This window comes from Cronbergia sp. UHCC 0137, assembly GCF_034932285.1.
GTDB lineage: Bacteria > Cyanobacteriota > Cyanobacteriia > Cyanobacteriales > Nostocaceae > Cronbergia.
Map to the genome: position 1 here is coordinate 1 of NZ_JAYGHC010000013.1, position 18,519 is coordinate 18,519.

At 39.4% G+C, this 18,519-nt stretch carries 17 protein-coding genes; 11 read left to right on the plus strand and 6 right to left on the minus strand.

Annotation, left to right across the window (positions count from 1 at the left end):
• The first annotated feature begins 159 nt into the window (after nt 1-159).
• Complete coding sequence (locus VB711_RS08260; RefSeq protein ID WP_323285390.1) at nt 160-456, plus strand: HEPN domain-containing protein; 297 nt, start codon at nt 160-162, stop codon at nt 454-456.
• On the opposite strand, the gene VB711_RS08265 is transcribed toward VB711_RS08260, so the two are convergent.
• The 4 genes from VB711_RS08265 to VB711_RS08280 all read right to left on the minus strand — a co-directional run bounded on the left by VB711_RS08265 (nt 435) and on the right by VB711_RS08280 (nt 6,402).
• The gene (locus VB711_RS08265) at nt 435-1,322 is read right to left on the minus strand and encodes an SMP-30/gluconolactonase/LRE family protein (RefSeq protein ID WP_323285391.1); all 888 of its coding nucleotides are present in this window, start codon (nt 1,320-1,322) and stop codon (nt 435-437) included. The genes VB711_RS08260 and VB711_RS08265 overlap by 22 nt on opposite strands.
• 218 nt (nt 1,323-1,540) lie before the next feature.
• Nucleotides 1,541-2,089, minus strand: a complete 549-nt coding sequence (locus VB711_RS08270; RefSeq protein ID WP_323285392.1) for a phosphate-starvation-inducible PsiE family protein — start codon at nt 2,087-2,089, stop codon at nt 1,541-1,543.
• 60 nt (nt 2,090-2,149) lie between these two features.
• Nucleotides 2,150-3,151: a tetratricopeptide repeat protein gene (locus tag VB711_RS08275; protein WP_323285393.1), complete on the minus strand. Its 1,002-nt coding sequence runs from the start codon at nt 3,149-3,151 to the stop codon at nt 2,150-2,152.
• Nucleotides 3,152-3,180: 29 nt separating this feature from the next.
• On the minus strand, nt 3,181-6,402 hold the full coding sequence (locus VB711_RS08280; protein WP_323285497.1) for an ATP-binding protein: 3,222 nt from the start codon (nt 6,400-6,402) through the stop codon (nt 3,181-3,183).
• A 571-nt stretch (nt 6,403-6,973) separates the two neighbouring features.
• On the opposite strand from VB711_RS08280, the gene VB711_RS08285 reads away from it, so the two are divergent.
• From VB711_RS08285 to VB711_RS08320, 8 genes are all read left to right on the plus strand, one after another.
• Nucleotides 6,974-7,540: a KaiA family protein gene (locus VB711_RS08285; RefSeq protein WP_323285394.1), complete on the plus strand. Its 567-nt coding sequence runs from the start codon at nt 6,974-6,976 to the stop codon at nt 7,538-7,540.
• Nucleotides 7,541-7,665: 125 nt separating this feature from the next.
• Nucleotides 7,666-7,989 (plus strand): circadian clock protein KaiB, encoded by a 324-nt coding sequence (gene kaiB, locus VB711_RS08290; RefSeq protein WP_323285395.1) that lies wholly within the window; start codon nt 7,666-7,668, stop codon nt 7,987-7,989.
• Between the two features lie 185 nt (nt 7,990-8,174).
• On the plus strand, nt 8,175-9,734 hold the full coding sequence (kaiC, locus tag VB711_RS08295; RefSeq protein ID WP_323285396.1) for a circadian clock protein KaiC: 1,560 nt from the start codon (nt 8,175-8,177) through the stop codon (nt 9,732-9,734).
• A gap of 160 nt (nt 9,735-9,894) precedes the next feature.
• Nucleotides 9,895-11,883 (plus strand): TolC family protein, encoded by a 1,989-nt coding sequence (locus VB711_RS08300; RefSeq protein WP_323285397.1) that lies wholly within the window; start codon nt 9,895-9,897, stop codon nt 11,881-11,883.
• Between the two features lie 107 nt (nt 11,884-11,990).
• Entirely contained in the window at nt 11,991-12,422 is a 432-nt protein-coding gene (locus tag VB711_RS08305; protein WP_323285398.1) for a DUF29 domain-containing protein, read from the plus strand.
• A 701-nt stretch (nt 12,423-13,123) separates the two neighbouring features.
• Complete coding sequence (locus tag VB711_RS08310; RefSeq protein ID WP_323285399.1) at nt 13,124-13,501, plus strand: hypothetical protein; 378 nt, start codon at nt 13,124-13,126, stop codon at nt 13,499-13,501.
• A 39-nt stretch (nt 13,502-13,540) separates the two neighbouring features.
• Complete coding sequence (locus VB711_RS08315; protein WP_323285400.1) at nt 13,541-14,041, plus strand: hypothetical protein; 501 nt, start codon at nt 13,541-13,543, stop codon at nt 14,039-14,041.
• A gap of 60 nt (nt 14,042-14,101) precedes the next feature.
• On the plus strand, nt 14,102-14,881 hold the full coding sequence (locus tag VB711_RS08320; RefSeq protein ID WP_323285401.1) for a photosystem II S4 domain protein: 780 nt from the start codon (nt 14,102-14,104) through the stop codon (nt 14,879-14,881).
• Between the two features lie 120 nt (nt 14,882-15,001).
• Here VB711_RS08320 and VB711_RS08325 read toward each other — a convergent pair whose 3' ends face one another.
• The gene (locus tag VB711_RS08325) at nt 15,002-15,790 is read right to left on the minus strand and encodes an SDR family oxidoreductase (protein ID WP_323285402.1); all 789 of its coding nucleotides are present in this window, start codon (nt 15,788-15,790) and stop codon (nt 15,002-15,004) included.
• 239 nt (nt 15,791-16,029) lie between these two features.
• Between VB711_RS08325 and VB711_RS08330 the strand changes: the two genes are divergently transcribed.
• Nucleotides 16,030-17,295, plus strand: coding sequence for a hypothetical protein (locus tag VB711_RS08330; protein WP_323285403.1), 1,266 nt, complete (start codon nt 16,030-16,032; stop codon nt 17,293-17,295).
• Nucleotides 17,296-17,832: 537 nt separating this feature from the next.
• Nucleotides 17,833-18,087, plus strand: coding sequence for a UPF0175 family protein (locus tag VB711_RS08335; protein WP_323285404.1), 255 nt, complete (start codon nt 17,833-17,835; stop codon nt 18,085-18,087).
• Between the two features lie 31 nt (nt 18,088-18,118).
• Here VB711_RS08335 and VB711_RS08340 read toward each other — a convergent pair whose 3' ends face one another.
• A complete protein-coding gene (locus tag VB711_RS08340) occupies nt 18,119-18,337 on the minus strand; it encodes an addiction module protein (protein ID WP_323285406.1) in 219 nt (72 codons plus the stop codon).
• Nucleotides 18,338-18,519: the final 182 nt, after the last annotated feature.

Consider the following 18,519-nt stretch of genomic DNA (forward strand, 5'->3'; position numbering starts at 1 on the left):
TTTTAGCAGCGGTTAGGCGATCGCGTCAGGCATATAAAGCTTTGCGTGGTATTGGTATCCCAAAAGATATTCTGGTGATGACCCGCTCAGAAGTTGAACTCAAGGATAATGTAACCAACTCACTAGTCAATCAAATAATTCGTCAATGTAAACTCCTGTATGGATAACGCAAAATTTGCAGAAACTAGGCAGTGGTTAATCAAGAGTCAGCGAGATTTAAAAGCTGCGTATGTGTTGCTTAATCATGAAGAATCTCTGTTGGATGCTGTTGTTTACCATTGTCAACAGGCTGCGGAAAAAGCATTAAAGGCTTATTTGACATATCAAGAGCGAGTAGTCAAAAAAAACCATGATTTGGATATTTTGTTAGATATTTGTTTATTGTTTGAACCTGGTTTTTATGATTTAAAAGATGTGGCGGATACTTTGACCCCTTATGCAACAAAATTTCTATAATTATAAGTAGGCAGTCCAGTTATATCTGTTAGAACAGCAAATAAATCACCAGAGTAGAAACTCTTTTGAATTTCCTTTTCACTTAAACCAATTGAAGCAGTGGTAATATAAAGTGTTTGCAAATCCTTACCTCCAAAAGTGCAACTTGTCGGACGCTGGACAGGTAAATTTATCCGCAAAGTTTCTTTACCCTGGGGATTAAAACAAATCACGCACCAACCATCCCACATCGCAGACCATATATTTCCTTGACTATCTACTGTTAGCCCATCAGGATAAAAAGACTCATTTGTTAAATCTACAAAAGTACGGCGATCGCTAATATTACCTGTCAAGGGATCAAATTTATAAGCATATATTTTTTGCTGGGGAGAATCAGTTAAATAAAAAGTCCTTTCGTCTGGACTCCAACCCAAACCATTGGAAATAGTTAATCCTGTCTCCATTTTATCCAATGAACCATCAAGATCATAGCGATAAAGGCTGGCCTGATTTTTACCAGCAGACATAGAACCAAACCAGAAGCGGCCTTGGGGATCACATTTACCATCATTAAAGCGATTATCTGGCATATTTGCTTCAACTGGAATGATCGGACTTACTTCACCCGTTTGAAGATTCAAAAACGTCAATCCATCCCGTTGTGCCATAATCAATCTATCTGTACCTGCCAAAGCAATTGAACCTACTACGTCTCCTACATTAAAAAACAAGTTCTGTCCAGTTGCAGGATTAAATTGATTTACCCTATGGTTATAAATATCAACCCAATAAAGAAGTTGGTGCGTTGAGTCCCAAACAGGGCCTTCTCCTAAACGAGAACGGGCTGCTAAAACATTTTTAATCTGGTATTGATTTGCATTCATCTCTTGTTTTCCCTGATGTTTTGTTAAAGCAATATTTATTGGGTTTAGGCGCGATCGCTTACCTAATATATAATAAAACCAATGCTAAAACTAAAAAGCGAAAGGTTTCGCTCAGAATGACATTCTTAATTTTTAGATTATTCTAAGATGTCTATTCTGAACGAAGTTTACCCATACCCATACACACTAATTATTGCATGGAAAAAGCTGAAAGTATTCTATGGTAGGAGTTGATCTTCTTCACGGCTTCGTGAATACCGAAAATCTACTTGATTTTGTTCTTCTTTCAGTCCTTTATTAACAATGGGACAAAGTTTGGTGTTAGCACTAATGCAGTCCATGTGTGGTGTTTTAGCACAAACAATTAATAGCCCTCCCAAAATAAATAATAAACCACAAATTGCGGCTGTCTGCACCCCGGAAATTTCTATGGCACCATATACCACTACTTCTCTGAGGACGGATACAATCGCTACTTCAACTGCTACTCCTACAGCAATACTATGTTCTTGCAAATAAACTATGAGTAGTCGAAATAACTCAACCAAAATCAATACAAACAGCATTTTTGCTGTCACTTGTTTATAGTCGAGTGCTTGGGTAATAGATATAAATATCCCCCACAACTGTATCAGCATGACAGTAAATAATGCTAAACACAGGACAATCACAATCAGGTCTTGGAAAGCCTCCATGTTACGAACAATTTTTTGTCTGTCAAGCCAGCGATCGCAAAACAAGAATCGACTTTTGAAGCGTTTTTGCATTTACCTTGACATTCCATAGGTTAATAATTCTATTGTTGCGCGATATTAATTTTTTGCACCTTATCGGGGTTGATCATTTAAATTCTGTGTTCTCAATAACAATTGTTCAGTATTTTTTTCCCACTGGGAGTTCCCTTGAGTTTTATATAAATTTTTAGCATATTCAAATACTTTTAATGCTTCTGAATATTGCTTTAATTGTAGGAGTGCTAACCCTGCCCCATAATAGGGATCAGCATATTTAGAATTTGCATCGGCTGATTTTCTAAAAGCTGCTAATGCCTCGGCAAATTTGCTTTGTCCAAACAAAATTGAGCCAAGGTTATAGTGTGCTTCTGCATATTTAGGATTGACTTTAATTGCTTGTTGAAATGCCTTTATTGCGTCTTCAATTTTTCCTTGTTTAAGGTAAGATAAACCTAGATGATAAGGTGGTTCGGGGGCATTTGGACTATATGCGATCGCTTTTGTGAAAGCAGCGATCGCACTCTCCCAATCTTGTTGTTGTGCTTTGACCAATCCTAAGTTATAATGGGCAAAACCCAAGCTAGGCTCTAGTTGTATAGCCCGTTGCAAGTAATCCGTCGCTAACTTTAAATTATTGCCTTCTAATAACGCACCACCTAAATTAGCAAACGCTGGCGCAAATTGGGCATCGGCTTGGGTAGCTTGATAAAAAGCATCGGCCGCAGGTTGTACCTGTCCCGCTTGTCGCAGCGCCAAACCTAAATTATAGTATGCTGGTGCTAAGGTAGGATCTAGCTGTGTGGCTTGACGAAAAGCAGCGATCGCTTCTTGGACTTTCCCCCCTTGAATAGCCTGTAGACCCTTATTTAACGACTCTGTAGCAGTTTGACGGTTAGATTGTGCTAAAATCCATTGCCGGGAAATAGTCAGTTTCTCTTCTTCCTGTAAGGGAATAGACAGAGATTTTAAATTTAATTGAGTTGACTTACCTAATAGTAATGGGGATAAGCTAGAATTTGCTGGTTTCATATTTACAACCAGTAACACTAAACTTATAATTCCCAATCCAGAATATTTCTTTAATGATAAGTTCATTGTTTTTTTAATAACAGAATACACTTCAATTAACTTTTTTTCCTTTTAGCACTTACCAAAGCTTGATTAATCTGATTCAACAAATCTTCCATAGAAATAGAACGAGGTAATACCTTGGCAGATAACGTAGTCAAAACAGTTGTAATTTCATCAGAACCATTTTCAACGTAATTAACCTGACTTAACCTTTGGTCAAGAATCAAAATAGGTGGCAAATTAAAAGATAGATCTCCTAAAGATTTGAGTGCTTTCTGGACATCTTTGTGCATAGAAGACTCACTCAGATAAATTAACAGTAAATCAACGCTGCGATGGCGAATTTGTTGTAGCACTTCTCCCCAACAGTTACCTATAGCCGCTTTAAAGCCAGCAGTTTGTAAATACTGAATTAAAGCTTGAAACCACTCAGAACCCCGTTCAGTGCGGCTAGTATTTTCTTTCTCGTCTTTATCATTCAAAGAGGCATTTTTTTCTAATTTATAATTTTTTGCCTGCTTGCGCCTAACTTGGGGCAAATCACGCAGCATGGTTACATCTACGACTACAATATTGGGAGGGCAAAAAACACCAGAGGCAATTTGCAGCACTGACAATAAAGTATCTGTCTTGACTTTATGACCACCCTTTTCTTGATTAAATGGAGTTAAACAAGGAAATACACATAATCCTGGTATTTGCGAAGCTGCCAAGGTAGTCGCTACATCACAAGTTACCAAGGGGAGGGCAGCCAATCGGGGGTGCTGAATCAACTTTTGTAAATAAGTTTGAGCAGTATAACTTTCCACATCAAGCAAAATCACATCAAACTGCCACACCCGCGCCAAAAGTTCAGCTTGATCTAAATCATCGACTTCAATCACCCGATGTTCTTTGAGTGAGGGATGAAGATTGATTGATTCTAACTCTGGATTCACCAACCTGAGAATCCGTAAAGGAGTTTTATTTTGGTTAACTTCGTTATTTTCTGACCCTAGCTGCTGATTTTCTGGGGAAGTACATAATCTTTCTAAAAGTGGTGCTAATACTGGTTGTTCCACTGGTAAACTTAAAAAACCATCAGCCCTGTTAGCAGAAGCGTGTTCTTTCTCGGCTGCGGTAGCTGTGATAATTACAGGAATGTGACGACTGGCCGCATCAGATTTAAGTAAAGTTAGCACATCCCAACCTGACAATAAAGGTAATAGCGGATTTAAGAAAATCACCTTTGGTTGCAAGCGGCGGGCTTTTTCTAGGGCTTCTGTTCCCGAACGGGCAATAATCACCCGATAACCTAAACCCTTGAGATGTTCAGTTATATCTTCAATATATCGGGCTACTGCCTCAACTACTAATACTAATTGTTGGGAAAAAATAGGTTGATGTTGTTGTGAATCTGTGATAATTCCTTCAGATTCAGTAAAGCTAGTTTTGGGGGGACTGGGAGGTAACAACAGTGTAAACTGACTACCTTTGCCTTCACGAGATAAAAAACTAACATCTCCACCATGAAGACGCGCTAAAGCCCTAGTTAAAACTAACCCTAAACCGGTGCCTTCAAATTGACGGGTGAGGGGATTTTCTAATTGTTGAAATTTTTGAAATATTAAATGTTGTTGATGTTCAGGAATGCCAATACCTGTGTCCCAGACGGTAAAAGCAATCCACCCTTCCCAACGATTAACTCTCAGCCCAATTTCCCCGGAAACTTCAGTGAATTTAAAGGCATTGGAAAGTAAGTGTACCAGCATTTGCCGTAAGCGTAATTCGTCGGCCACAATTTGGTCTAAACCTGGTTCAATGTAGAGACTAAATTGGTGATTGGGTGAGCGTGTAGTTTGAGCCAGTGAGGGATGAGTGGTTTTACTGTTTTGACTATGGAGATTTTTTACTTCCGTAAGAGCGCGATCGCACACAGTTTCAATGGTCACTGGAGTTAAAGCCAATTCCATCTGTCCAGTTTCCATCCGGGTCAAATCTAAAATATCATTCACCACACTCATCAAGTGTCTACCACTTTGGTGAATCAGCCCTGCATAACGAGCTTGACGTTCATTCAATTTTCCTAACTGTTGATCAATTAGTAACCTAGACAACCCTAAAACCGCCGTCAGAGGTGTCTTGAGTTCATGACTAATACAAGCTAAAAATTCATCCTTCAATCTATTTAGTTGAATTAAATCAGCATTTTTAGCAGCCAGTTCTTTACATAATTGTTGCTGTTCGGTTACATCCGTTGCCAATACTAACCACAAATCATCAGTCCGGTTGAGAGTTACTTCCGCATTAGAACTTAAAACCTTGAACTCAGCACTATCTAAAGGAATTTTAGCAAACTGCCAAATTCGTTCTTGACCATTTTGTATTTCTACTACACAGGTACAAGTACCCATTTGCGTGTCCAAAAAGCAGTGATTAGCTGAATTTTTGCTAGATACTGACGGCTCTTGAATAATTGATATATGTTTCCCTATCTGAGGATGATTCTGTCCTGACAAATTAGGACTATTATTCGCTGAAAATAGTTTCATTCCTGGAGAAGAATTTTCTCTAGCGTCCTTAGTTCCTCTCCCATTGGGATGAACCTTAATTTGATGATGAGAGTATTCCGGCTCTTGGGTGCGGGCAGGGGCTAGTATAGATTCTACCTGTTGCCTGACTCCTTCTGGATCTTTCAAAATACCCAATTGTTCCCACCATGCGGGATTTTGGGTAACAACTTTGCCAGCACCTGTTTGTAACATTAAAGGCCAGGGCAGCCTTGCTAATAACTGTACTAAAGGCTTATGGAGCATTCGTTGATGTTCATAAGGCATCTGTACCGGGGAGTGAGTTTTCACCCCACCATCATGGTTTTTAGCCAAAAACTGCAACAATCGTACACTATCTAACAAGCCCAGATATTTACCATCTGAGTCAATCAGTATCCATTCGGAAATTTGCTGCTTTTTGGCTTCTTGATAACGCAATAACCAGCTAAATTTTTCTAGCCGCTCAGACGCTAAAATAGTCTGTATCGGCTCAAAAATCGCTGCCATGGTAGAGAGGGACTGATGGAAATTTAAATAACTACTGCCACCTGCTGCTGACAATAATTTAGGGATTAAACGGGCAGAGTGCAACAATCCTAGAGGGAATTGCTGTTGATTCACCACTACCAAGCGATCGCACTGCTCTTGCTCAAAAATCTCCAGCACCTCTGCCAGAGTACTTGTTTCTACGCAGCTGGGTACGGTTGCTAGAAAGTCATAAAGCGGGTACTGTAGCATTGACATAAGGCTTTGGGGGTTTTTCTTCTTGTGGTTACCTCTGGCATCACCATCGGCCAAATTACTGATGGTCTTCACGCCTGAAGCAAGATCCTCTCAGAAGATTCAAATCAGCGATTCTAGTGACAATTTAAACGCCATCTCAACAATCAGCTAGGCTCAACTTCTACAGCAGTAACACTCTTTTGGACGAGCCACCATCTTCACCAGTATCCTTCTGGTATTGAAACTCCTCGTTGATAGTTACAGCTAAAACAATTATGGCTCTAAAGATTCGCTTTAGAACCTTGAGGAATTATAATGATTTAGAATGCGAAAATACGTTAAGTTCGTTTAAGTATCTTATCAAGGAGTGAAATATAGTAATCCCTATTTAGACATATATGTTTACAGGTAGGCAGGGGACAGGGAAAGGCAAAAACTTTAACTAATCACCCATCCCCATCATCAATGTCAGGTTTTGATTAAATACTTGACACAACACCTCAATTAACCAATCTTTAGCAAAAATCTTTTTTCCACACCTATCAACCCTTAAATCTTGGTCATGGCGATCGAGGAGATATATAAAAAGTAGATGTTAATACCTTTATTGATTCTGCCAGCAAATATTGAGAAATACTTAGACAAATCTGGTAAATTGAGTAACGCAAGAAGTTTATTTACACAAATTCACAATCTTGCTGATAGCATTATTGCCCAATTGTTTTGTTTACAGCTTATTCACCCTATCCCTATAACAACCCATAACATACCCAAATCTACCCTCGAACTTCAGAATAGCAACCTATTTGCCTGCCACAAACCCAAAAACCAGCAGCAGTTTCAGCAAATGAATCCAGCCGATCAGCAGGAAATTTTAGAACAAATCAAATCCGAATATCGGCAAATCCTTATAAACTACTTTATCACAGATAAAACATTGAAAATAAAAATTGATAACTTTATCAACACCTTATTTTATGCCAGTGTTCCTGTCCCAACAATCATAGAAATCCACATGGAAGTAATTGACGAATTTTCTACACAACTAAAATTAGAAGGAAGGAGTAATGAAACCTTACTAGATTACCGTCTGACATTGATCGATATCTTAGCAAATTTGTGTGAAGTTTATAGGCGTTCAATGGCTAAAATCAGCTAAATTGATTACTTGAATAAACCAATCATTGCCAATCTCCAAAAATCTCACACCCTATTCATTCTGACTTTTGACCTTTGACTTCCGCCCTGGGGTAATAGCCTGTAGTTTAGTTGTATTTTATATGTATGAATCAAGCTAGAAAAACCTATGTTCTCAAGCTTTATGTAGCAGGGAACACACCCAACTCCGTCCGCGCCCTAAAAACCCTGAAAAATATCTTAGAACAGGAATTTCAAGGTATTTATGCTTTGAAAGTGATTGATGTCCTGAAAAATCCACAACTTGCCGAAGAAGATAAGATATTAGCCACACCTACATTATCGAAAATTTTGCCCCCACCCGTCCGCAAAATCATCGGTGATCTTTCAGATAGAGAAAGAGTATTAATCGGATTAGACTTATTGTATGAAGAACTAATCGAAGAAGATTGGGAAAAACAAGCTGACTGAGACAGCAGGAGATAGGAATCAGCAGGAAAAATGGCAACATAGAGGAGAAATTTTATATTTTAGATTGGACTTAATTAAATACCATCCAAAATCCAAAATTCTTAATTGTTTACCTTGGCTCTATTTTCTGTTTCCTATGAACTATTTTAAAAAATCGGGTTCAAGACCCAAATATGTGACAAACAATGAGTGAAAAAGCACCACAGGAAAAACAAACTATACCTATGGTCGGTGTAGAAAAAATTTGCACAATGATCGAAGGTTTTGATGATATTAGTCATGGCGGCTTACCTGTCCATAGAACTACCTTAGTCAGTGGTACATCTGGCACAGGTAAAACCCTATTCTCTCTCCAATTTCTCTACAACGGTATCACTTATTTAGACGAGCCAGGGGTATTTGTTACCTTTGAGGAATCGCCCAGTGATATTATTAAAAATGCCCATATTTTTGGCTGGAATTTACAAAAGCTAATTGAAGAAGGAAAACTTTTTATTCTCGATGCCTCCCCAGATCCAGAAGGACAGGATATTGTAGGTAATTTTGATCTTTCAGCCTTGATTGAGCGATTACAATATGCTATTCGTAAATACAAGGCCAAACGAGTTTCCATTGACTCAATTACGGCAGTATTTCAGCAGTATGAAGCAATGGGAGTAGTGCGAAGAGAGATATTTCGCTTAGTAGCAAGACTTAAACTTTTGAATGTCACAACCATCATCACCACAGAACGCAGTGAAGAATATGGAGCAGTGGCCTCCTTTGGCGTGGAAGAATTTGTTTCTGATAATGTGGTAATCGTGCGGAATGTATTAGAAGGAGAACGTCGTCGTCGGACAATTGAAATTCTCAAATTGCGCGGAACAACTCACATGAAAGGTGAATATCCGTTTACTATCACTAATGCAGGGGTGAACATTTTCCCCTTGGGAGCAATGCGTTTAACCCAACGATCTTCTAATGTCCGAGTATCTTCTGGGGTGAAAATCTTAGATGAGATGTGCGGTGGCGGCTTCTTTAAAGATTCTATTATTTTGGCGACGGGAGCAACGGGAACTGGTAAAACATTATTGGTAAGCAAATTTTTGCAAGATGGCTGTGTGAGTGGTGAACGAGCTATATTATTTGCTTATGAAGAATCTCGCGCTCAACTGTCTCGCAACGCTTATTCTTGGGGTATTGATTTTGAGGAATTAGAATACCAAGGCTTACTAAAAATAATTTGTACCTATCCCGAATCCACTGGTTTAGAAGATCATTTGCAAATTATTAAATCAGAAATTGCTGAGTTTAAACCTGCCCGCATTGCTATTGATTCCCTTTCTGCTATGGCTAGAGGGGTTAGTAACAACGCCTTTCGGCAATTTGTGATTGGGGTGACAGGTTATGCCAAACAAGAAGAAATCACAGGGTTCTTTACCAACACAACCGACCAATTCATGGGTTCACATTCCATTACAGATTCTCACATTTCCACGATCACAGACACAATTTTGATGTTGCAGTACGTGGAAATTCGTGGGGAAATGTCCAGGGCAATCAACGTCTTTAAAATGCGGGGATCTTGGCATGACAAGGGCATCCGCGAGTACAATATTACAGCAGACGGTCCAGATATTAAAGATTCTTTCCGTAATTACGAAAGGATTGTCAGTGGAGCGCCTAATCGGGTTACTATAGATGAAAAGGCGGAGCTTTCTCGTATTGTCAAACGTTTTGAAGACAAACAGAGTCCCGATTTTTAAATTTGTTGTCGCGCTATCTTTTCTTTTAAGTTTAGCTAAAACAAAAAGAAGCCTCTCATTCACCTGAAAGGGTGAGTGTGGAGTATGTCGCTAACGTGTTATATTCTGTGGTGAAGACAGGTTTTCTGCCGCTAAATTGAATTTCGTGTGAGGGGATGCGGTGAAAGGACAGCAATTATTCCATAGTTTGTTACCAGGTGTAACAGCAGCAGTGTTAACGACTCAGCCTACTTGGGCTGGAGTGGTGAAAATAAATGGGGTACAGCCTTTGTCTTCTCCTAATGTGTTAATTTCTACTCCTGGTAGAGCCTTAGACACCAAGGATATGACAGATAAACAACTGTCCCAGAGTACGGTTAATAGTTATCAAGCTTTATTACCCACTGCTAATTTAACTCAACTTGGTGTTCAACCTTTGAGCGATGGCAGTCTTGCTGAAGCTAATTTTATTAGTATTTTTGGACAAAAAAGACCAAATACAGGGTTACAAATTTCCGTCGCTGGAGTCCAAGAAGCAAATTTTCTAGAGTCGCAACAGTGTCCACAGGTAGATAAAAACAGCCAAGCTGCCTTACTTTTAACTCCAAGTCGGTGTTTACAAAAAAATGCCTCTCTAAAGTTGGTAGCTCAAGCTAATCTACCTAGTGTGGCTGAGGAAACAGTTGCTCCTGTGCCTACTATTGTTGAGGAAACAGTTGTTGAACAGACAATTCCTGTGCCTAGTGCGGTTGAGGAAACAGTTGCTCCTGTGCCGACTATTGTTGAAGAAACAGTTGTTGAAGAAACAATTATTGAGGACACTAGGGGTACAGTAGCAATTCCTGAAAACCTGAATCCTAATCCCGACCCGTTGCTATTCCCTAGCAAACCAGAGGAAGTGACGCTTGGGGAAAATCAGCCAATTACTTTGGAACAAGCTCTGGAATTGGCCAAGCGGAATAATAATGATTTACAGGTGTCGATCTTGCAGTTGGAACGCAGTAGAGCGGCTCTAAGGGAGGCAGAAGCGGCATGGCTTCCGACTTTGGGGTTAAGTACGGACATCACAAATAGTCGCAGTGTTGGCAGTTCTCTACAGTTTGACCAAGCAAGACAAACAGATCCGACTGTGGGTGAAGCACCTAATAATACTGATTTTAGTGGTTCAGCCCAACTGACTTACGATCTTTATACCTCCGGTAGACGACGAGCAACTGTGAAGGAGAATGAAGAAAGAGTCCGTATTCAGCAGTTGGATGTGGAGCGCCAATCGGAAGAAATTCGACTGAATGTTTCTACAGCTTACTACGATTTGCAACAAGCAGATGAACGGGTACGGATTACTCAGTCGGCAGTACAAAACTCTGAGGCTAGTTTGCGAGATGCTCAGGCCTTAGAACGGGCTGGGGTGGGGACGAGGTTTGATGTGTTGCGATCGCAAGTAAACTTAGCTAATGCCCAGCAGGATCTCACCAGCGCCCTCTCCCAGCAACAAGTCGCCCGTCGTCGGTTAGCCATTCGGTTAAATACCCCCCAATCGGTAAATATCAGTGCCGCTGATCCTGTACAGTTAGCGGATCTGTGGAACCGGACGCTGGAAGAAAGCATTATTTTGGCTTATCAAAACCGTCCAGAGTTGCAACAGCAGTTAGCTCAAGGGCTTATTAGTGAAGCACAACGGAGACAGGCCTTAGCATCTTTGGGTCCACAAGTTAGTTTAGTTGCTAGATATGACTTGCTGGATCGATTCGATGATAATACCAATGTCAGCGATGGTTATTCTGTGGGAGTGCGAGCAACCCTAAATTTATATGATGGGGGCGCAGCAAGGGCAAGGGCGGCTCAGGCTAAAGCTAATATAGCGATCGCTCAAACCCAATTTTCTGAACAGCGCAACCAAGTTCGTTTTCAGGTGGAAGAGGCATACTCAAGCCAGGAATCTAATTTAAAAAATGTGCAAACCGCTAATGCTGCTTTAGAACAAGCTAAAGAGTCTTTACGTTTAGCGCGTTTGCGATTCCAAGCCGGTGTCGGTACTCAAACTGATGTCATTAACTCAGAAAACGACCTGACAAGAGCCGAAGGTAATCGCATTACAGCTATTTTGGATTACAACCGTGCTTTAACTCAATTACAAAGATCCGTAACTTTTAGGGCTTTGAATAAGTAAATTTCTGCTGAATAAAGTCTAAATAACTTCATTTGCCTATAATTAAGGTAAGTGAGGTTTTTTTTGCGATCGTTTCCCTGTTCCCCGTTCCCCGTTCCCTTTTCCCTATGACACAAACTCTGTATGAAAGTGACTATAACCAATGGATAGAAGAAACCGTGCAACAACTCCGAAACCGAAATTTCCAAGAAATAGATTGGGATAATTTAATTGAAGAAATAGAAAGCATGGGGAAAAACGACAAACGCGCCTTGAGTAGTCTTTTAACCCGTCTGCTAGAACATCTCCTTAAATTGTCCTATTGGGAAGTTGAAAAACCGAGATCCGGTAATCACTGGGCTTCAGAAATTGTTAACTTTCGCTCTCAAATTCAAACACGCCTAGAAGATAGTCCTAGTCTGTGTTCTCAACTGGAAACTATGTATGAAAAAGTCTATCCCGTCGCCATCAAATCGGTGTCTAAACTATTTAAACTTCCCCCTGAAGCGCAAATTAGTCTTTCTCAAGCTTTAGATCAAGATTGGTTTCCTGATGTCTGAATCACGAATTTATAAGGATTTGATGATTTTAGAATTTTACTAAAATAGCTTGTTTCAGACTTTAATTAATGATGATTGTCAACTTGACGTAAAACTTTAATAATGTCGTTAGATCAAACTTATTCAATTACCAAACAATCCAGAAGAACCCCACCCCGATTTTGATAAATCAAAATCTCCCCTCCCCTCAAGAGAGCTACGGTGTACACACAAGTGATCTGATTACCCAAAACAAGCCCTGGCGATTAGAAATCACGGCTACACAAACAAAGTCCACCTGCGTGGACTGAAGAAAAACTACTTATTTTTAACCCACGGAGGTGGGTTTTGCCTGTGTAGTTGCGGTTTCTAACCGCCGATTTAATCTTGATAAGACTTGTGTGTACACGGTAGCCCTCAAGAGAGGAGGGGTATACTTGAGAAGTCTATAACTTGCGTTTTTACATCAATATCTCCCCTTTAGGCAAAAGCTCAAATTGTAACCTTGAGAAGTATAAAACGACTGTGGGAAAAGAATTAGAGCCTAAGCTGACACCAATGAAAATGAATGTAAAAACGCAAATTATCACTATCATCTTCTCAAATATATTTCAAAGGAATTTATAGCGGTTTTTAGTAAAATACATCATAGCCCCCTCCTCGCTTGCGGGGAGGGGGTTGGGGGTGGGGTTCTTTTTCACTAATAAACTAGACAAAAACTCATGACTAAAGTAACATCAAAAGAAATTGCACAGTTACGCTCTCAATTGGTAGATGACTCTCAAGCAATGGAAGTATTAGACTTGATAGAGGATTGTGAGGGAGACTTAGAAGATGCAGCCATGACCTTAGCTATTCGAGCAGGACAAGAACCAGGACAAACAAATGCTGATTGGTTGGATGGTTTGGCGAAAAAATGGCGTGTAGTTTTGTGTCAACGAGAATATCGAGGTGAGTTGTTGAATGGCTCAATTGTAGAAATGATGGCAAAACTTCAAGAATTGCCCGATTTTCCGAAAATTTTGGCAACACCAATTTTAATCTATGTCCTCAAACAAGGGATAGATAATTTTTGTCAACCTTTAGATGTGCTTAATTGAATGATACGCTGTTAATTAAGACAAAATTTGAATTAGATTATGAATTACTTGATTGCTGTATTATCAGACCGGATAGAAGCTGAGTCTGCTTACCTAGCGTTAGAAAGAGAAAGTATAAATAGTACAATTTTGGGTAGAGGTTATAAGAGTGCTGATGAATTTGGCTTGATTGACCCCAAAGAGCAAGCTAAAAAACAAGCAACATTTATGTCATACTGGCTTGTACCATTTGGCTTTTTTGCTGGTGTTGCTTTCAGTCTTAGCACTGGCTTGAATACCTTTGGTTGGGCTGGAGAAATTGGAAATCACCTAATTGGCGGTCTTTTGGGTGCTGGTAGTGGGGCTTTGGGGAGTTTGGTGGCTGGTGGTGGTGTTGGTTTAATTACAGGGGGTGGAGATGCTTTACCCTATCGTAATCGCTTGAATGCTGGTAAGTACATAATTGTGGTTCAAGGTTCTGAAACTGTGACTCGTCAAGCGACTAGGATATTACGTCAGTTTGAACCAGAAAATATTCAGGGTTACGCTGAAACTAATTAAAATTGCTTTCACATTCTCTTTGCGTCTTTGCGCGAAATACAATTCAAATAATTTTAAACAATGTTGGCTAGAGAAGAACTGTTAAAAGGTGTTGAAAATCGTGATAGTGTAGCTCGTGTGATTGACCAAGCAGAACAGGCTATTAAGACCTGGGAGGTGGTCTTAACTGATTTTTTGTCTCCACCGGAGTTGGCGGAAATTCAGAGGGTGTTTAGTCGATTAACAGATGTGCATTTGGTGGCATGGGGTGGATACCCGCAAGCTGAACGACAAAGAATAGCGATCGCTCGTTCGGAGTTACCATTAGATCAGTCTCAAGTAGCGATCGCTGTTTTAGAAATCGCTGGAAATTTCTTGTTTGACACCGCAACTCACCGGGACTTTTTAGGTGCAATGTTGGGAACGGGTATTGTTCGGGAAAAAACGGGAGATATTATTGTTTTGGGAGAAAGGGGATCTCAAGCGATCGTTGTCCCGGAATTGGTCGAATTTTTGGAAATGAGTCTCCAACAAGTGCGTTCTGTACCTGTGAAAACTCAGCGCATTGATCTCAATGAATTAAAGGTTAGAGAACCGAAAAAGAAAGAATTAACCACCGTCGAAGCTTCATTGCGTTTAGATGCGATCGCTTCTGCCGGTTTTGGAATGTCCCGCAGCAAAATGGTAGATTTTATCGAATCTGGTGATGTGCGGGTAAATTGGAAAGATATCACTCAAGCTAGTTCTCAACTCAAATCAGGTGATTTAATCTCAATTCGTGGTAAAGGTCGTTTAGAAGTTGGTGAAATTGCCGTCACAAAAAAAGACCGCTACCGGGTGCAACTAACTAGATATATGTAATAGACATCGACCGATCTTTTTCACCAGATGTCTAATAAAAAAAGGGAAAATTAATTCCCTCTATTTCCCAATCACCAATCACCAATCACCAATCACCAATCACCAATCACCAATCACCAATCACCAATCACCAACCCCTTTAAACTGTTTTGCCACCAAATTCACCAGAGATTCTCTTGGCAAAAATCTGTGTGCATTGACAATAATTTGATTTGCCAAACCACCAGTAACTACCGTAGGTTCACCTTTTTCCAAGGCTTTTAAAGCATCATCCACAACTTCTTCAGGTGTCGATATCTTATTATTACTACCTGCTAAAGATTGAGGAAATTTAGCCTCGGTGAAAAAATCCGTTCCCGTTGGACCTGGACAAACCACCAAAACATGAACACCATAATCACGATTTTCTGCCCATAATGCCTCACTAAAACTCAGAACAAAAGCTTTAGTTGCCGCATAAACTGAAAGATAGGGCATGGGTTGAAATCCGGCAATAGAAGATATATTAATAATGCTGCCAGAACGACGCTGCCGCATGAGAGGGAGAAATTTATGGGTTAAATCTACTAAGGCCATTATATTTAATTGAATCATATTTAATTGTCTTTCTCCGTCACGTTCAGCAAAATCACCATAGTCACCAAAACCAGCATTATTAATTAATAAATCAATGGTTAATTCTTGAGATTTAATGGTATCAAATACAGCATTACTAGCGTTAGTTTCTGTCAGGTCTTTAACTATAACCTCTACTTGAATTTTGTACTTTTGCCGTAATTCTGTCGCTAATTGCTGCAATTTTTCCGATGAACGAGCGACTAAAACAAGATTAGTTTTACGCGCAGCGAGTTTTTCAGCAAAGGCTTTGCCAATTCCACCCGATGCACCGGTGATTAAAGCTGTTGACATTTTAGATATAATTTAGATTCATTTCACTACGATTATAAACATTTTGGCAAAAATTTAGGAGTCAAGAGTCAGGAGTAGAGAAAAGTTAGATTTTCTGGAAATCATCAAATTGAACTCGAAAAGCTTTTATTAGTCTGAGATCCTGAATACTTACACATTTTGAATAATTGTTTAAGAATTTAACTATTTTTTGTAGGAACCAAAGAGAATAGGATCAATATTAGATACTAGGTGCTATCATGTTCCGTCAAATCAAATATACAACTATTTTCTTAGCTGGTACGGCTGGGGTGTTGTGGGTTTTAAATTTACCATATCCGATGATTCGTTTACCGATGGCTAGAGTAGCGCCCATTCTACTTTTACCTAGCTATTTAAATATGGATTATCACTATCGAGGGGCTATTGATTCTTTAGAACAGGCAGATCAGTTAGTCAGTAAGGCTACAACCCCGGCTGATATTGAAAGGGGTGGAGAAAAAGTTATAGCTGCAAAAAAACATTTAGATAATTTACCAGTTTGGTTTTTGGGTTATTATCCCCAAACTTATTGTAATTTTTTCGGTTGTATTTGGAAATTTACAGTTGATGAATTTGAACAAGCGCGGCAACGGGTAGCGCGACTAGATGCTGTAGTTTTCCAAGATAAAAATGCTTTGGTTCCACTCAATCAAGCACGAACAGAGTTATTAGCAGCCAAGGAACAATATGAACAGGCTACGAATACCAAAAACAAAGAAAGTGCGATCGCTTCTTGGCAAGTGGCAATTGACAAATTAAACCAAATTACCCCCCAAACTTTAGCAGGAAAGACGGCACAAACGGAACTGGCAGCTTACAAGCGGGATTTTGAAAATGCGCGAATTAGTACCTTTATTGCCGCTGCCCAGGAGTTTGATCTGGAAGCGGAGAAAGTTAAGTTAACACAAACACAAACAGCATCAGGGTTATGGGAACAGGCAATTACGCGCCTCAATCAAGTGCCAATCAACAACCCTCGTTATTTAGATGCACAAAAGTTAATAGCTGCCTATCAGGTAAAATTAAAAACTGTAGATCAGCGTAGTGGTACATTGATTGAAGCAGCGAAACAATATGCCTTAGCAGCCGCTAAAGCCTCTCAAAATCCACCCCATAGCGTTGGAGAGTGGGAACAAATAGGGAGTCTTTGGCAAAGAGCGATCGCTCAATTAGATAACATTAACGTTAGTGAACCAAGCTATGTGGAAGCCCAAAAATTACTAGCCCAGTATCATACTAATTTGGGGATGATCAAAAATCGTCGCCAATTGGAAAACGATTCACGAGAAATTCTCACCCAGGCTAACCGACAAATTCAAAGCTTGATTACCTCTCCACCAACTGATAATATCCAAATGAAACGGGAAATTCAGGGAATTATCAATCAACTCAGCAACGTCAAACCAGGAACAACTGCCTATGCTGAAGCGCAGCAATTGGTAAAATCTGCTAAAAACAAACTCCAGCAGCTACCCTCACGTTGACACCTTCATATCTAAAGATACCCTTGATCCTGCGGACAAAGTAATTTAAACCCACATTCCGCACCCTTAGCTGTCACGCAGGGAAATTACGGAAACAAGCAAGAAACATGAGGCTAAAAAATCACATATATTCTGCGGAAGATATACTCTTATTAGAAGAAGAATCTTTACACTATAAGCGATCGCTATTCTGATATAATTCCATATTGTTAGACGGACTATGCGATCGCATAAAGTTTTTACACTAAGGGTAAATAAACTTTCGGTAGAGGTTATAATATAGTGCATAATTTTGGGTAACAAAAAGAAAACCCGATTAATAGAGAAAAAAGCGATAATTGTTCAGATATCTCTTTACCTTTTGTTTTATTTCCTTGAACTAAATCGAAAAAATAATATAATAAATAGCTACTCAGCGTATATGGCAACCATACTCAAAGAAAAAGCATTATTGCTTCTGCGTCAGGATTTGAATAACCCAAAAGCCGATTTTCGTGTAATTCGATAATATCAACAACCTTTGCTATAAAATAAATTATGTCTTTGCAACTGAAAATTAACTACCCCGAAACTTTACCTGATGCTATTGGTAAAACAAGAGAACAGTTTGAACAAGAAGCAAAATGGGCAATGGCTGTGAAATTATATGAAATGAAACGTCTTTCTTCTGGTATGGCTGCTGCATTACTGGGAGTAGAGAGAGTAACTTTCATCCTCAAATTAAATGATTATAGAGCGCCGTTAATTGATTTAAGTGAAGAAGAATTATTATCAGATATAGAAAATGCCTAACACCAGTAAAATTGTTATTAATACTTCTTATTTAATCTCTAATTGAAGCTTTAATTTCCTCCCATGTGATTACATCATCTGGATTTGCTTCGTAATCAGTAATCCGTCGATCAAGTTCTCGTTTTTGCACTTCTGTTAAATCGGGATAAGCCTGTTCTGCTGCTATACTTTCTAAAATTTCTTGTACAATCAGTATTCTATCTGTAATACTCAGGGCTTTGATTTCATTTAAAGTTACACTGATGTCCATGTTAATTGACCTAAATAGGAAAAGAAGGCAATTCATATATTTTCTGGGATAAGCGTTAGCCTAACCCGATGTAAGTATCGCATGATAGATTGATCTATGATTAAGCGATCGCATTACTACCTAAGACTGATCAGGTTTGCCCAAGATGTAAAAAAACTTTGTAAAGATTTACATACTAATAG